The sequence below is a fragment of the Leucobacter aridicollis genome (assembly GCF_013409595.1).
GTDB classification, from domain to species: Bacteria; Actinomycetota; Actinomycetes; order Actinomycetales; family Microbacteriaceae; genus Leucobacter; species Leucobacter aridicollis.
Genome location: NZ_JACCBD010000001.1, coordinates 2,418,880 through 2,434,528, shown reverse-complemented (window position 1 = coordinate 2,434,528; position 15,649 = coordinate 2,418,880). Strand labels below are relative to the sequence as shown.

The window sequence follows — 15,649 nt, the reverse complement described above, 5'->3', positions numbered from 1 at the left end:
GGAGAGTGAAGTTCGCCGGCTGGCGTGGCTGCGCGCGGCCGCGGGGGCGGTGCGCGCATAGGATCGACCTATGGCAACCACCGAATCTGACCGCCCAGGAATCCGCGTCGCGATTGTCGACGATCAAGCCATGGTGCGGCAGGGGTTTGGCGCGCTACTCGGCGCGCAGCCCGATATTTCGGTGGTCGGCGACGCGGCCGACGGGGATGAAGTCGCTGAGTTGGTTCGCCGGACGCGACCGGACGTGATCCTGATGGACATCCGGATGCCGCGTATGAACGGACTCGACGCGACGCGCGCCGTACTCACTGCCCCGGGCGACGCGCACCCGCGCGTCATCATGCTGACGACGTTCGACGCCGATGAGTACGTGTTCGCGGCGCTGCGCGCGGGGGCGAGCGGGTTCCTGCTGAAGGATGCGAGCGCGGAGGATCTCATCGGGGCGGTCAGGATCGTCGCGTCGGGGGAGGCGCTGCTCTCGCCATCAGTGACGCGCCGGCTCATCGCGGACTACGCTGCGCGGCCGGAACGAAAGCCGTCGGCGAGCCTGTCGCAGGTCACCGAGCGGGAGCTCGACGTGATGCGGCTCGTCGCGGCGGGCCACACGAATGCTGAGATCGCCGGCCAGCTCTTTCTGTCTGAGCAGACGGTGAAGACGCACGTCTCGCGACTCCTGAGCAAGCTCGGGCTGCGGGATCGAACGCAGCTCGTTATCGCTGCCTACGAGTCGGGGCTCGTCACCGCCGGAGGCTGAGCTCGCTGTGAAATTACGCCCTGAGCGCTACGCGGATGCAAAGTAGTTGCCGCAGGCAACTAAACGAGTATGCTGGGAGTATGCCAGCCGAACGCCCTGAGAACGCCGCACCAGACCTCCTGGCGGCCGTCGTCGGCCTGGTGTCGAACTGGACCGCCGCAGTGACCCAGGGGCGCATCGCCGCCGAAGCCGGTCTCGACATCGCCGAGGGCGACGTGCGCGCGCTCTACCTCATCGGGCAACACGGGGCCGGGGTGCGGCCAGCGGAACTCGCAGACGAGTTGCGGCTCAGCCGGCCGACCATGAGCAAAGCGCTCGCGCGGCTCGCCGCAGCCGGGCTCGTCGTGAAAGCGCCAAGCGCGACCGACGCCCGATCCGTGACGCTCTCGCTCACCGACGCGGGCGAGGGCGCCTACGCGCGGCTCGTCGCCGCCGGCGTGCGCATGGTCGAGGAGGCGACGGCCGAGTTAACGGCAGCCGAGATCCGCACCGTGACAGGCGTCGCGGTACGACTGCTTCGGCCGAACACCCACGGCTAGAAGCCGACGGCCCGGTGGCCGTCACAGCGCCGCTCCGATCGGGGCAGCGCATGCAACCGAAGGAGAAACACCATGACCCGCACCTACGTAGTGACTGGTTCGGCTTCCGGCATCGGGGCCACAACTGCGCAGACCCTGCGCGACCGCGGAGACCGCGTGATCGGCATCGACCTGAAGAACGCCGAGGTCGAGGCGGACCTGTCGAGCCACGACGGCCGGATCGACGCGGCAGCCCGCGCGACGGAACTCGCCGGCGGCGTCATCGACGGCGTCATCGCCTGCGCTGGCATCTCGGCGCCGATCTCGAAGACGATCTCGATCAACTACTTCGGCGTGACCGAGCTCCTCGAAGCGCTCCAGCCTGCGCTCGCCGCCGCGAAGGCGCCCCGCGCCGCTGTCGTGTCGTCGATGGCCTCGCTGCAGCCCAACTCGAAGGAGATGGTCGAGGCTGCGCTCTCCGGTGACGAGGCGAAGACCCTCGCCGTCGCTGACGCCGTCGTCGCTCAGGGGCCCGAGGTCGGCTACCTTGTCTACCCGTCGTCGAAGCGCGCCATCGCACGCTGGGTGCGACGCGAAGCCGTCACCCCGACGTGGGCAGGCGCGGGCATCGCACTTAACGCCGTCGCGCCCGGCACCGTCATTACTCCGATGACCGAGCAGCTCCTCGCCACCGAGGAAGGCCGAGCGATGGTCGACTCGGCTGTGCCGATGCCGTTGAACTCGCACCAGCCCGCGCAGTCGATCGCCGACGTGCTCATCTGGCTGACCGACGAGCAGAACACCCACATGGCGGGTCAGGTCATCTACTGCGACGGTGGCGCAGACGCGACGCTTCGCGGCGACGATATCTGGTCGTGGAACGACTAAGCGGAGGTCCGCTGGCCCGGTGAAATAGTTTCTTCCCCGGGGGTGTTTCACCGACTGGGAAACACCCCCGGAAGGAACGAGACCGCAATGACAGACGCAGCACCAGCACCCGACGCAAACGCACTGTCCGATACGACACGGGCGGCGTCGGACGCCGCGGCGCGCGGCCTTGCGGTCGACTTCGTCGTGCGGGATGGCACCGGTCGACCGACCAACGCTGACTTCGGCGGCGCGCAGATCGTCAAGAGCGTCGTCGTGCAGCGCGGCGACAGCTTCGTGTTCGTGCTCACGCCGCTCGACGGGCAGTTCAACTGGGCCAAGCTGCGCGCCCACCTCGGCGTGAATCGGCTCTCGCTCCCCGACGCGGACGCGGCCTTCGCGGCGACAGGCTACAAGCGCGGCACGATCACGCCGCTCGGGTCGAGCACAGCCTGGCCCGTCATCATTGACGAGAGCCTGAGCGGGCAGACCGTTGTCGTTGGCGCCGGCAGTCCGGGGGTCGGTGCGCTGGTGCACGCCGACGAGCTCGCGCGGGCGTACGGCGCAGACGTCGTGCAGCTCACGAGCGCCGCAACCGAATAGGAGTCAATCGTGAACGAGTCTTCCCAGATGATCACCGTCGGCATGATCGGTGGACATGGCAAGATCGCCCTCCGGGCAACCAAACTGTTGACCGCCGCGGGGCACCGGGTGCTCAGCGTGATCCGAAACCCCGCTCACGCGGCCGACGTTGAGCGTGTCGGTGGTGAGCCCGTGGTGCTCGACCTGGAGCACTCCTCAGGCGAGGAACTCGCGCGGGCGCTCGGCGCGGCAGACACCCTCGTGTTCGCGGCAGGTGCCGGTCCGGGATCCGGCCCTGAGCGCAAGGAGACCGTCGACCATCAGGGAGCGCTCACAACGATGGCCGCGGCCGCATTGCTCGGCGCACGGGTCGTGCAGATCTCCTACATCGGCGTCGCCATCGAGCCCCCGGCCTCCATGGGCGTCGATTTCGCCGCCTACCAGCGCGCGAAGTACGCGGCTGATCTCGCGCTCGAGGCGAGCGGAGTTCGCTGGGTGATCGTCCGTCCGGGAACCCTGACCGACGAGCACGGGAGCGGTCGCGTGACCGTCGGTGCCACGCTCGACCGCGGCCCGGTGAGCCGTGACAACGTCGCTCGCGTGCTCGCCGCGGTGGTCGCCCGGCCCGATCTCGACGGCTTCGCGTTCGACATGCTCGACGGCGACACCGACATCGAGCAGGCCGTCGCAGATCTCGGGTCGTAGGGGACGCTCGCTGGCCGCGAGGCCAGGTGGCGTTGCTACACTGGGCCGCCACGGGGGTTGCGATCAGACAGCGAAGGAGCTGATGGATATGCGACATCCCTACGATCTCATTGTGGTGGGTTTCGGGGCCGCCGGGGCGGCAGCTGCGATCGAAGCAGCTGACGCGGGGGCCCGCGTTCTGATCCTTGACCGCGCACACGGTGGTGGCGCGAGCACGCTCTCGGGCGGGGTGGTGTACGCCGGTGGCGGGACCGCGCAGCAGCGGGCTGCGGGAATCGATGACACCCCAGAGGACATGTTCGCCTACCTCACTCAAGAGGTAGGCGATGCCGTCTCCGAGTCGACGTTGCGTCGCTTCTGCGAGCAAAGCGTCGGCACGCTTGAATGGCTCGAGACTCTTGGCGCGCGCTACGAGGGATCGTTGGCCCCGTATAAGACGTCCTATCCCAGCGATAAGCACTACCTCTACTACTCAGGCAATGAGAACGCGTGGCCCTACCGTGAGCGCGCCCGCCCGGCCCCACGGGGGCACCGGACAGTGGCACGTGGCATGAGTTCGGGGGCTGCTCTCTTCCGTGTACTCAGGCGTGCGGTCGAGTCGCGGAGCATTCAGGTTGTGCGCGCCGCCAGGGTGGACGAGCTCATCATGGAGGATGGGGCGGTCGTAGGCGCGCGCTACGGTGCGCTGACCGACCCTGCCGATTTAGCAGCGCACGCCCGCATCCTGCGACGGGGAGCCAAGCTCGGCAATTTTGCTCCTGCCCTGGGAGCGGTTTTCGACCGACAAGCGGCGCGCTTGTGGCGTGGTCGTGCGACGCGGGCCCAGGCGACCGGGGCTCGGGTCCTGCTATCTGGCGGGGGGTTCGTGATGAACGCGGCGCTCATGGACCGACACGCGGGGCCGTACCGCAACGTGAACCCGCTCGGCACGGCAGGAGATGACGGCGGCGCCATCATGCTTGGCGTGGAAGCTGGAGGCAGCACAGGCAAAATGGATCGTCTCACCGCATGGCGGTTCTTAACACCTCCGAGTGCTCTGCTTGGCGGAGTGGCTGTTGGGATGGACGGGAAGCGGATCGCGAACGAGGACCTTTATGGGGCGACGTTTTCAGACAGCTTGCTCCGCAACCACGAGGGCAAAGGGCGATTGGTGCTTGACGCCAGCCAATGGCGCGCGGCGAAGTCGCAAGTACGAGCGCAGTCTCAAATATTTCAAGCACTCCAAGCATTGTTCCTCTTCACGCTCGGCCACCGTCGCGCGGCGACGCTAGCCAGCCTGGCCCGGAGGACGGGAGTGAGCGTGGCGGGCCTCGAGTCAACCGTCAACGCGTACAACTCGGGAATCTCTGGCGAGGGTGACCCCGCACACAAACACGCCGACATTGCCACTCCGGTGGCGAGGGGGCCGTTCTACGCGATTGACATCTCCGTTGGCAGTTCGCCGTTCTACCCGGTCCCAGGGCTCACACTCGGTGGCCTCCGCGTGAACGAGGAGACCGGCGCGGTGCTGCGTGAAGGAGGGGGCGAAGTCACTGGCCTACTTGCGGCTGGTCGCTCTGCCGTGGGTATCTGCTCGAACTCATACTTGTCAGGCCTGTCGCTCGCCGACTGCCTGTTTAGTGGCAGGCGCGCGGGACGGACCGTTGCAGCGGCGCTCGCCCCGGCGGGCTGAACAGGGAAAGGCTCACACCTGGCCGCACATCGTGTAAGATAAGTGGCTGTACTTCGGCGAGGGGCGCGTGCGCCCGTTATCGACGCGGAACGACCTCCCCTTCACGGGGCATCGCTGCGTCGCACGTTACAAGTGCGAGACACCACGCCGGCGGGGAAACCCGCCCGACACGGGGCGAGAGCCCGCAAGGAGAATCATCATGAGCGTTGAGAACAAGCTCGAAGCAACCACCCGCGAGCAGTTCGGCAAGGGTGCAGCCCGCAAGCTCCGCGCTGCAGGCAAGACCCCCGCGGTCGTCTACGGCCACGGCACCGACCCGAAGCACGTCACCGTCGAGACCCACCCGCTGAGCCTCATCGTTCGCTACGCGAACCCGCTCGTCGAGATCACGCTCGACGGCAAGCAGGAGCTCGTGCTCGTCAAGGACGTGCAGAAGGATCCCGTACGTCAGATCATCGAGCACGTCGACATGATCATCGTCAAGAAGGGCGAGAAGGTCGAGGCTGAGGTTCCCGTGCACGTCGCCGGCACCTCGTTCTCGGGCACCGTTGCGCTGCAGGAGCTCAACACGCTTCGCCTGCTCGTTCCGGCCACCGCGATCCCCGAGTCGGTCCAGGTCGACGTCGAGGGCGCAGAAGAGGGCACCCAGGTGCTCGCCGGCGACCTCACGCTCCCCAAGGGCGCTGAGCTCCTCGACGACGCCGCGCAGCTCGTCGTGCAGGTCGTCGTTCCCCGCGGCGCTGCTGCGGACGATGAGGCAGCAGAGGGCGCCGAAGAGGCAGCTGCCGAGTAACTCTCACACGCTTCACACAACCCGCCGGGCGGTGCTTCACCGCCCGGCGGGTTTTGTGTGTCCAGAGAATCCGTTCAGCCGAGAGCAATTTCGCACTCCCGGCGGCCCGACGGCGCATAGGCTTAGAGGGTGTTTGGCCTGCGAAAGAAAAAGGACGTTGAGACCGTGGCGAGTGATAGTTGGCTGGTCGTGGGCCTCGGGAACCCCGGGCCGAAGTATGAAGCGACGCGGCACAATGTCGGCCAGATGGCGCTCGACGTGCTCGCGGAGCGAATGGGGGCGAAGTTCTCTCCCCACAAGACGAACTCCCGCGTCGCCGAGGGGCGCATCGTGCCCGGCGGGCCGAAGCTGATCCTCGCGAAGTCCAACGGGTACATGAACACGTCAGGCGGCCCCGTGTCGGCACTCGCGAAGTACTTTGGCGTCGACCCCGACCGCGTGATCGTGCTCCACGACGAGCTCGACCTCCCGTTCGATTCGCTGAAGCTGAAGCAAGGCGGCGGCCACGGCGGCCACAACGGCCTCCGCGACATCGCGAAGGCGCTCGGCACCCCCGAGTTCCTGCGCGTACGGATCGGGATCGGGCGCCCGCCCGGCCAGCAGGATCCCGCCGACTTTGTGCTCAAGCCGTTCGCCTCGGGTGAGCGTGACACCCTCGCCGTGCTGCTCGAAGACGCGGCCGACGCGAGCGAGATGCTCGTCACAGACGGGCTCACCGCCACGCAGCAGCGATTCCACGGTGGCGCACGATGAGTCTCCGTGGGCTTGACGGGTTGCTCGAGGGAGCACCGTCGTTCGCGCGCGCCCTCGATGCCGCTGCCACCGACGCCGAATTCTCGGTGTCGGACGGGCTGCGCGCGCCGCTCATCGCCGGCCTGATCCGGCGGCGCCGCGCGTCAGGGGATCGGGGCGCGTACCTCCTCATTGCCGCGACGAGCCGCGAGGCCGACGCGATCCGCCAGGCGATTGCGTCGCTCATCCCTGAGGCGCGCACGACCGAATTCCCGGCCTGGGAGACGCTGCCGCACGAGCGGTTGAGCCCGAGCGCCGAGACCGTCGGGCGCCGCGCCGAGGCGCTGCGGATGCTCCGGGATTACCGCGACGACTCAGCGCAGTCCGAGGCCGGGCCGCTCGTCATGGTCGCCTCGGTCCGCGCGGCGCTGCAGCCCGTGTCGCCACACGCCGCGCTCGCCGAGCCCGTCGTGCTCCGCGCTGGCGAGGAACCGCGGATCGGCGGCGCAGAGAGCGGCCTCGAATCGCTCTCGCGCAAGCTCGTTGATTTCGCATATACGCGCGTCGACATGGTGACCAGGCGCGGCGAGTTCGCCGTGCGCGGCGGCATCCTCGACGTTTTCCCGCCCGCGGCCGAGCAGGCGATGCGCGTCGACTTCTTCGGCGACGAGGTCGATCAGATCCGCAGGTTCTCGGTGTCCGACCAGCGCAGCGCCGGCGACCCCGTCGAGCTTCTCGAACTGTGGCCGGCGCGCGAGCTGCTGCTCACCGACGACGTGCGTGCCCGCGCCGCCGAGCTGCTGCCGAAGTTCCCGGCACTGTCGACGATGCTCGAGAAGATGACCGAGGGGATCGCGGTCGAGGGCATGGAGAGTCTGCTGCCGCAGCTCGTGCCAGGGCTCGCGCCACTGACTGGGCTGCTGCCCGACGGCGGCGCCGTGCTCGTCGTGTCGCCCGAGCGGGTCGCCGGTCGTGCGGTGAGCCTCGCCGAGACGAACCGTGAGTTCCTCGAGGCGGCCTGGCACGCCGCGACCGTCGGCGCGGAGACGCCGGTACCCACCGGTGACAGCGGCATGCTGACTGTCGCAGAGCTGCGACGCGCGTCCCAGGATCGCCCGTGGTGGAGCATGACTGGCTTCGTGCGCGACGCCGAGGACCTGGCCGGTGCGGCGGACGCCGAGACCGGCGACGAGCCGCGCGGCCTCACCGTGATCGACGGCGTCGACGACGCGATCATCACGGTGCAGGGCGGACCGGTTCGCCGGTCGGCGACGGACAGCGACGCGACGGCCCAGGCGCTCGTCCACCTGAGCCGCAGGCTTGCGGACGGGTGGCGCGCGATCGTCACCGCCCAGGGCGTCGGGCTCGTTGAGCGCGCCCGCGACCTGCTCTCAGAGACCGGCGCCGCGGCGCGCATCGTCGACGAGCTCCCCGGCGAGCTCGAGCAGGGGGTCATTTACCTCGTCACCGGTATCGCCTGGCAGGGGTTCGAGAACGAAGAAGCGAAGCTACTGCTCGAGACCGAGGCGGAATTCTTCGGGCGCACCGTCACCTCCCAAGGGCAGTCCGGGCAGAAGCTCGCTCGGCGACGCGGCAAGAACGTCGTCGACCCGCTGAAGCTCGTCGCCGGCGACCACGTGGTGCACGAGACGCACGGCATCGGGCAGTTCGTCGAGCTCACCCAGCGCATGGTTCCCACCGGCATCGGGCGCGACGCCGGGAAGGCGCTGCGCGAGTACCTCGTCATCGAGTACGCCTCGACGAAGCGCGGCATGCCCAAGGACAAGCTCTACGTGCCGACCGATCAGCTCGACCAGCTCTCGCGCTACGTTGGCGGCGAGGCGCCCGCGCTCTCGAAGATGGGCGGCAGCGACTGGTCGAACGCGAAGAAGAAGGCCCGCAAGGCCGTCCGCGACATCGCCGTCGAGCTCGTGAAGTTGTACTCGGCGCGCATGGCGTCGCCCGGTCACGCGTTCTCCACGGACACCCCGTGGCAGCGCGAGCTCGAGGAAGCATTCCCGTACGCCGAGACGCTCGACCAGCTCACCACCATCGACGAGGTGAAGCGCGACATGGAGCGCCCCGTGCCGATGGACCGGCTGCTCGCCGGTGACGTCGGGTTCGGCAAGACTGAGGTCGCGGTGCGGGCCGCGTTCAAGGCTGTCCAGGACGGCAAGCAGGTCGCGATGCTCGTGCCAACGACGCTGCTCGCGAACCAGCATTTCGAGACCTTCCAGAACCGCTTCGCTGGGTTCCCAGTGCAGCTGCGCGCGCTCAGCCGGTTCCAGACCGACAAAGAGGCGAAGGAGACGCTCGAGGGCCTCGCCGCCGGCACCGTCGACGTCGTCATTGGCACGCACCGGCTCCTCGCCGACAGCGTGATCTACAAGGATCTCGGCCTCCTCATCATCGACGAGGAGCAGCGCTTCGGCGTCGAACACAAGGACAGCCTGAAGAAGCTGAAGACGGGCGTCGACATCCTCGCGATGAGCGCGACCCCGATCCCGCGCACGCTCGAGATGGCCGTCACCGGCATCCGCGAGATGTCGACGCTCGCGACACCGCCGGAGGATCGGCACCCGATCCTCACCTTCGTCGGGCCGCGCAGCGACCGGCAGATCTCGGCGGCGATCCGCCGCGAGCTGCTCCGCGAGGGCCAGGTGTTCTTCGTCCACAACCGGGTGAGCTCGATTGGCCGCACCGCGGCGAAGATCGCCGAGCTTGTGCCCGAGGCGCGTGTGGCCGTCGCCCACGGCAAGCTGTCCGAGCATCAGCTCGAGCAGGTCGTGCAGGACTTCTGGGAGCGCAAGTTCGATGTGCTGGTCTCGACGACGATCATCGAGACCGGCCTCGACATCGCCAACGCGAACACGATCATCATCGACCAGGCTGACAAGTACGGCCTCAGCCAGCTCCACCAGCTGCGTGGCCGCGTCGGGCGCAGCCGCGAGCGCGCATACGCGTACTTCCTGTACGACCCCGACAAGCCCCTCACCGAACACGCGAACGAGCGGCTCGAGACCCTTGCCGCGAACAACGAGCTGGGCTCGGGCATGCAGGTCGCGCTGAAGGACCTCGAACTTCGCGGCGCGGGCAACCTGCTCGGCGGTGAGCAATCGGGCCACATCGCCGGGGTGGGCTTCGACCTCTACCTTCGCATGATCGGCGAGGCGGTGAACACGTTCAAGGGTGAGGACGTGCAGACGACCACCGAGCTCATTCTTGAGCTTCCCGTCGACGCGCATATCCCCGAGGACTACGTCGAGAGCGAGCGGCTCAGGCTCGAGGCCTACCAGAAGTTCTCCGCGGCCTCGCACCCGCAGGCGCCGGCCGAGAACGTCGAACTCGTGCTCGAAGAGCTCACGGACCGCTACGGCGAGCCGCCGGCGGAGGTCGCACGCCTCGCCGCCGTCTCGGCGCTGCGTCGCCGAGCGTCGATCCTTGGCCTCACGAAGGTCGTCGCGCTCGGCCCGACGCTCCGACTCGAACCCGTCACGCTGCTCGATTCCCGGCGGATGCGCATGACGCGCATGTACCCGGGCGGCAAATACACGGAGTCCACGAAGACGCTGACGATCCCGCTCCCGGGCGGCACCGCGAGCGCGCGGAGCCCACTCGCGGGCGTCGGACAGCGCTCGACGCCAGACGACGGCGACATCGTGAAGTGGACGTCGACGGTGGTGGCGACGCTGCTCGAACCCGATCCTGATCCGGCGGCGGCCCCACCGGCGGCCCGCTAGCGACCGCGGCTACGGCGCGGTGCAGAGCTCCTGGAGCGCTGCACCGCTGTCGCGGAGCTCCTGCAGCTGCGCGGTGAACTCCTGGACCCAGCCGGCCGCTTCGAGCACGTTGTGTGGGGCCGGGATGTCGGCGAACCCGGTGAACCCCGCCTGCACGTCAGTGAGCGCCGCGAGCAGTTCGGGGTCAGTGACGCCCTCGGTGAGGCCCGCGACGTCGTCCTGGAACGGCGTCAGGAGCCTCGTGAGGTCGGGGATGTTGCCCGCGAGCGCGGACTCTTGCACGGTGCCAAGCTCGCGGGCGACATTGTCGACGAGCGTCGCGACCTTCTCATCGCTCACGCCGCACCCCTCCGGACCGATCCGGTTCGGCGACCCAGCGCTCGACGACGACCCAGGGAGCGCGGCCGAGAACGTCACGCACCCGGAGAGCGCGAGAGCGAGCGCCGAAGCGCCGACGGCCACAAGAAGTTTCGGAGTTACGGTGCGCATACGTGCGAGCCTAACGGGGACGGCGCGATCGTTGCTGAGATTCCGCGCGGGGAGGCGCAGCGCCGCGCGCTCTCCGAATCCTTTGTGGCGCACCCGTTAGGCTCAACGTATGGATGCTGGCGCTGACAGACCCAAACCCACCCCCACGAACGACGCAGTGCAGGAGGTGCTGGACACGGTGCGCCGCCTCGTTGGCGAGGGCGGGTGCGCGTGGCACGCCGTCCAAACGCACGAGACACTTGCCCCGTTTCTCATCGAGGAGACGTTCGAACTCATCGACGCTATCGAGCGTGAGCTTCCGCCCGACGAGGTGCGTGGCGAGCTGGGAGACGTGCTCTACCAGGTGCTCTTCCACGCGGCACTCGCCGAGCGCGACGGGGAGGGCTATGACCTTGAGACTGTCGCGCGCGGGCTCAACGAGAAGCTCATCGCGCGCCACCCGCACGTGTTCGGCGACCGCGGCTACATGTCGGTCGAGGAGCTCAACGCCGAGTGGGAGCGACTGAAGGAGGACGCCGCGGGGGAGGAGCGTGGATCGCGCGCCCCGCTCGACGGCGTGCCCGCTGGGATGCCGTCGCTCGCGCGTGCCGCGAAGGTCGTCGAACGCCTCAAGCGGGCAGGACTCGTCGACCCCGCCGCGGCGGAGCGCTCCGCCGAGGATCCGCTGTCCGCCGCGATCGGCCCTGAGGAAGCGGCGATGGCCGAGGTCGGGATCGGGGACGCGATGCTCGCGCTCGTGATCCGGGCGAACGCGGCAGGCGTCGATCCGGATCGCGCCCTGCGGTTGGCGAGCGACAGGCTCGCCGCGCGGGTGACGGCCGACTAGCGGCCCGCGCCCTGGTGGGCTACGGGATCAGTCCGAAGCTTCTGGCTGCAGTGACCGCTGCGTGCCTGGTGGGCGCCTCGAGCTTGCCCATCGCGGTCTTCAGGTAGCTCTTCACGGTGCTCTCGGCGATGCCAAGAGCCTGCCCGATGCTCGCGTTTGTGCCGCCGAGCGCCGCCTGGCACAGCACGTCGATCTCGCGCGACGTGAGGTGGATCTCCGTTGCGACACCCGTCGGCTGCCCAATCCCTGCGAGCCGCTGCTCGATCGCGGTGAGCCGTTCGCGCGTCGCGGGGTCGGTCGTCTCTGACGCGATTCTGCGAATCTCGGCGTGGCTGCTCCGGAGCTCCTCGAGCACGCTTCCCGGCAGCTCGGTCGGATCTGGCGGAAACCGCAGCTGCGACTGCGCGCGATCCTCGGCGCTGATGACGCGGGCGAGCTCCTCGCTGACGCCAGCCGCGGCCTGCATGAACGTCGCGTCAGGGGAGGAGTCACCCCGCGTGCCGCCGTAGAGCACCGCGCGCGTGACGCCGTCGACGATCACCGGCACAGCGACGAGCATCACGATGCGCTCGGCGCCGATCTCGAGGTCGTAGTCGTGGCTGATGCTCTGCGATGACATGTAATCGCGGGTGAACCGGGGGCGAAGCTCGATCATCGCCTTGCCGCCGAGGCCGCGCCAGTTCGCGACCCGGAGACCCTGGAGGCTGTCGCCCTCGGTCCCTGAGAGCGCGGTCACCGTCGTGACGCCGTCAGCCTCGTAGCCGCCGAAGGCGAGCGTGAAGCCCGTTGCGCGAGAAAACTCCGTCACGGCGTCCTGGAGGATACGCTGCTTCGTCACGGTTACAGGTGGCACCATTGGCACTCCCAACTTTCGGGGGTACTACATGCTTACCATGATTTCTACGATCGGGGGCAGGCCGCAGCGTCGCGGTTGTCAGAGGAATTTCGATCAACTTCCTGTTGGAAGAAGGTCGTCTATCTCTGAGTTCATTGAGACAGGGCAAGGAGGCCCGGGTGTCCGACGAAAACCCCACCCCGGTTGAGACTGAGGTTTCGCCAATAGATTACGAAGAGTTTCAAGCGAGTCCTGAGTTTCAGGATCTCAAGCGCACGCTCCGCCGGTTCGTGTTCCCCCTCACCGCGGCGTTTCTCGCCTGGTTCCTCGCGTACGTGCTGCTTGGCGCATTCGCGCACGATTTCATGGCACAGCCGCTGCTCGGCATGAACGTTGGCCTGTGGCTCGGACTGCTCCAGTTCGTGACCACGTTCGGGATCACCACCGCCTACGTCATGTTCGCAAACCGCCGCATTGACCCCCGTACCGAGGCTCTCCGAGCCGAACTCGAAGACCGCGCCCGCGGCGCCGAAGGAGCCGAACGATGAACCCCAAATTGTCGTCGCCCATTCATTCGGCCGGGCTCGTGCGGGCAGAGAATGCGGCCGAGCAGAACCCGACGCTGAACATCGCAATCTTCCTCGCCTTCGTCGCGGTCACGATGGTGATCGTGATTCGTGCGAGCCGCAACACGAAGACCGCCGCGGACTTCTACGCCGGCGGCCGCTCCTTCACCGGGCGCCAGAACGGCCTCGCGATCGCCGGTGACTACCTCTCGGCCGCGTCGTTCCTCGGGATCTGCGGCGCGATCGCGATCAACGGCTACGACGGGTTCCTCTACTCGATCGGGTTCCTGGTTGCCTGGCTCGTCGCGCTGCTGCTCGTCGCCGAGCTCATGCGCAACACGGCGAAGTTCACGATGGCTGACGTGCTGTCGTTCCGGCTGAAGCAGCGCCCCGTGCGCATGGCCGCGGCGCTCACGACGCTCGCCGTGACGTTCTTCTACCTCCTCGCCCAGATGGCGGGCGCCGGCGGGCTCGTGTCGCTGCTGCTGGGCATCGACGACAAGATCGGTCAATCCGTCGTCGTCGCCGTCGTCGGCATCGTGATGATTCTGTACGTGCTCATCGGCGGCATGAAGGGCACCACGTGGGTGCAAATCATCAAGGCCGCGCTGCTCATCCTCGGCGCAGGAGCCATGACGATCTGGGTGCTCGCGCTCAAGGGCTTCAACTTCGCCGCGGTGCTTGAGGCTGCCGTGAACAACCCCGAGAACACGCACGGCGACGCGATTCTCGCGCCCGGAATCCAGTACGGCGCGATGCCGCTCGACTTCGTGTCGCTCGCGCTCGCGCTTGTGCTCGGCACCGCCGGGCTGCCGCACGTGCTCATGCGCTTCTACACGGTGCCGACGGCGCGCGAGGCGCGCCGGTCGGTGGTCTGGGCGATCTGGCTCATCGGGATCTTCTACCTGTTCACGCTCGTGCTCGGGTACGGGGCGGCGGCGTTCGTCGGACCGGAGACCATCAAGTCCGCGCCGGGCGGCGTGAACTCGGCCGCGCCGCTGCTCGCCGCTGAGCTCGGCGGCCCGCTGCTGCTCGGGTTCATCTCGGCGGTCGCGTTCGCGACGATCCTCGCCGTGGTCGCGGGGCTGACGATCACCGCGTCGGCGTCGTTCGCGCACGACATCTACTCGAGCGTGATCAAGAAGGGCAACGTCACCGCGAAGCAGGAGGTCAAGGTAGCGCGAATCACGACGCTCGTGATCGGAGCGGTCGCGATCGTGGGCGGCATCGGCGTTCAAGGGCAAAACGTCGCGTTTCTCGTTGCGCTCGCGTTCGCCGTTGCCGCGTCCGCGAACCTCCCGACGATCCTCTTCTCGCTGTTCTGGAAGCGGTTCACGACGCGTGGCGCCGTATGGTCGATGATCGGTGGGCTCTGCACCGCGGTCCTGCTCATCATCCTGTCGCCGGTGATGTCGGGCGCGCCGACATCGATGCTTGGCGAGAACATCGACTTCGCGATCTTCCCGCTCGCCAACCCGGGCATCGTGTCCATCCCCGTCGGGTTCTTCCTCGCGTGGCTGGGCACGGTCACCGATAAGACTGTCGAGTCGAAGACGCTCGCCGCCGAGATGGAGGTACGGGCGCTGACTGGCTACGGCGCAGAGCCGCCGGTGCAGCACTGATATCTGGCACTGATCCCGGACGCTGATCCCGTAGCCGAGACCCGCACGCGGGGGCTGGGCTACGGGATCAGCCCGTGTCCGCGGGCGGTCGCCACCGCCGCGTGCCGCGTCGACGCCTGCAGCTTGCCCATTGCCGTCTTGAGGTAGCTCTTCACCGTGCTTCCGGCGATGCCGAGCGCCGTCGCGATCTCAGCGTTGGTCGCGCCGATGGCCGCGTGACTGAGAACATCGAACTCCCGCTCGGTGAGATGGATCTCCTGCTCGGCCGGTGTGGGGTTGCTGAGCTGCACGAGCCGCTCGTCGAGGGCTGAGAGGCGCGCTCGTGCAACTGGATCGGTCGTGTCGGCTGCTATTCGGCGGAGCTCCGCATGGCTGCTCCGAAGCTCCTCGAGCACCGTTCCCGGCAGCTCCCCGCGAGCGGTGCGGTCCTGTGTCGCGGCTGCGGCATCCGCGAGCGCGATCTCATGGGCGAGGTCTGCGGTGACCCCGGCCGCGGCGCGCATGAACGACTCGTCGGGCGGCGTTCCGCCCCGGGTGCCGCCGTACAGGACAGCGCGGGTCACGCCATCAACGACGACCGGTACCGCCACGAGCATCACGATGTGCTCCGATCCGATCTCCGCGTCGTAGTCGTGACTGATTGTCGTTGACGACATATAGTCGCGCGTGAAGCGCGGGCGGTGCTCACTCATCGCCTTCCCGCCGAGCCCGCGCCTGTTCGCGACCCGTAGCCCTTGAATGCGCAGTCCATGCATTCCGCTTAGCGCGCTCACATTGATGATGCCGTCGGACTCAAAGCCTCCGAATGCGAGCGGGAATCTGGTCTCCCGCGAGAACGCAGTAACGGCGTCCTGCATGAGCAATTGGCTTGCCGGAGAGCGTGACTGTGGCATATATGCTCCCAACTTTTGGGGGTACTGAATGCCTATCACGATTTCTAGCATCGGC

Annotated in this window: 15 protein-coding genes; 12 read left to right on the top strand and 3 right to left on the bottom strand. The window is 67.9% G+C overall.

The annotated features are described in order from the left end of the window. The first annotated feature begins 70 nt into the window (after positions 1-70). The 9 genes from BJ960_RS11325 to mfd all read left to right on the top strand — a co-directional run bounded on the left by BJ960_RS11325 (position 71) and on the right by mfd (position 10,363). A complete protein-coding gene (locus BJ960_RS11325; RefSeq protein WP_185987355.1) occupies positions 71-754 on the top strand; it encodes a response regulator in 684 nt (227 codons plus the stop codon). 80 nt (positions 755-834) lie between these two features. Continuing rightward, complete coding sequence (locus BJ960_RS11320; protein ID WP_185987354.1) at positions 835-1,293, top strand: MarR family winged helix-turn-helix transcriptional regulator; 459 nt, start codon at positions 835-837, stop codon at positions 1,291-1,293. Positions 1,294-1,365: 72 nt separating this feature from the next. After that, on the top strand, positions 1,366-2,160 hold the full coding sequence (locus tag BJ960_RS11315) for an SDR family oxidoreductase (RefSeq protein WP_121073155.1): 795 nt from the start codon (positions 1,366-1,368) through the stop codon (positions 2,158-2,160). An 87-nt stretch (positions 2,161-2,247) separates the two neighbouring features. After that, on the top strand, positions 2,248-2,742 hold the full coding sequence (locus tag BJ960_RS11310) for an aminoacyl-tRNA deacylase (protein ID WP_185987353.1): 495 nt from the start codon (positions 2,248-2,250) through the stop codon (positions 2,740-2,742). 9 nt (positions 2,743-2,751) lie between these two features. After that, positions 2,752-3,426 (top strand): NAD(P)H-binding protein, encoded by a 675-nt coding sequence (locus BJ960_RS11305; protein WP_202229133.1) that lies wholly within the window; start codon positions 2,752-2,754, stop codon positions 3,424-3,426. Positions 3,427-3,514: 88 nt separating this feature from the next. Further along, on the top strand, positions 3,515-5,098 hold the full coding sequence (locus BJ960_RS11300; protein ID WP_185987352.1) for an FAD-binding protein: 1,584 nt from the start codon (positions 3,515-3,517) through the stop codon (positions 5,096-5,098). A gap of 199 nt (positions 5,099-5,297) precedes the next feature. Then, entirely contained in the window at positions 5,298-5,891 is a 594-nt protein-coding gene (locus tag BJ960_RS11295; protein WP_121073152.1) for a 50S ribosomal protein L25/general stress protein Ctc, read from the top strand. Between the two features lie 165 nt (positions 5,892-6,056). After that, positions 6,057-6,644 carry an aminoacyl-tRNA hydrolase gene (gene pth / locus BJ960_RS11290; protein WP_121073569.1) on the top strand — a complete coding sequence of 196 codons (588 nt, stop codon included), beginning with the start codon at positions 6,057-6,059 and terminating at the stop codon, positions 6,642-6,644. Then, on the top strand, positions 6,641-10,363 hold the full coding sequence (mfd, locus tag BJ960_RS11285) for a transcription-repair coupling factor (RefSeq protein ID WP_185987351.1): 3,723 nt from the start codon (positions 6,641-6,643) through the stop codon (positions 10,361-10,363). Before pth ends, mfd begins: the two co-directional genes overlap by 4 nt. A gap of 9 nt (positions 10,364-10,372) precedes the next feature. On the opposite strand, the gene BJ960_RS11280 is transcribed toward mfd, so the two are convergent. Beyond that, positions 10,373-10,852 (bottom strand): hypothetical protein, encoded by a 480-nt coding sequence (locus tag BJ960_RS11280; protein WP_185987350.1) that lies wholly within the window; start codon positions 10,850-10,852, stop codon positions 10,373-10,375. Between the two features lie 109 nt (positions 10,853-10,961). On the opposite strand from BJ960_RS11280, the gene BJ960_RS11275 reads away from it, so the two are divergent. After that, positions 10,962-11,678 (top strand): MazG nucleotide pyrophosphohydrolase domain-containing protein, encoded by a 717-nt coding sequence (locus tag BJ960_RS11275; RefSeq protein ID WP_185987349.1) that lies wholly within the window; start codon positions 10,962-10,964, stop codon positions 11,676-11,678. A gap of 19 nt (positions 11,679-11,697) precedes the next feature. Here the strand turns inward: BJ960_RS11275 and BJ960_RS11270 are convergent, their stop codons facing one another. Further along, the gene (locus tag BJ960_RS11270; protein WP_185987348.1) at positions 11,698-12,534 is read right to left on the bottom strand and encodes a LuxR C-terminal-related transcriptional regulator; all 837 of its coding nucleotides are present in this window, start codon (positions 12,532-12,534) and stop codon (positions 11,698-11,700) included. A gap of 158 nt (positions 12,535-12,692) precedes the next feature. Between BJ960_RS11270 and BJ960_RS11265 the strand changes: the two genes are divergently transcribed. Together BJ960_RS11265 and BJ960_RS11260 are read left to right on the top strand one after the other, a co-directional pair. Further along, positions 12,693-13,061: a DUF485 domain-containing protein gene (locus BJ960_RS11265; protein WP_185987347.1), complete on the top strand. Its 369-nt coding sequence runs from the start codon at positions 12,693-12,695 to the stop codon at positions 13,059-13,061. Then, the gene (locus BJ960_RS11260; RefSeq protein ID WP_185987346.1) at positions 13,058-14,701 is read left to right on the top strand and encodes a solute symporter family protein; all 1,644 of its coding nucleotides are present in this window, start codon (positions 13,058-13,060) and stop codon (positions 14,699-14,701) included. The genes BJ960_RS11265 and BJ960_RS11260 overlap by 4 nt, the downstream gene beginning before the upstream one ends. Before the next feature lie 59 nt (positions 14,702-14,760). Here the strand turns inward: BJ960_RS11260 and BJ960_RS11255 are convergent, their stop codons facing one another. Next, a complete protein-coding gene (locus BJ960_RS11255) occupies positions 14,761-15,594 on the bottom strand; it encodes a helix-turn-helix transcriptional regulator (RefSeq protein WP_185987345.1) in 834 nt (277 codons plus the stop codon). Positions 15,595-15,649 lie beyond the last annotated feature (55 nt).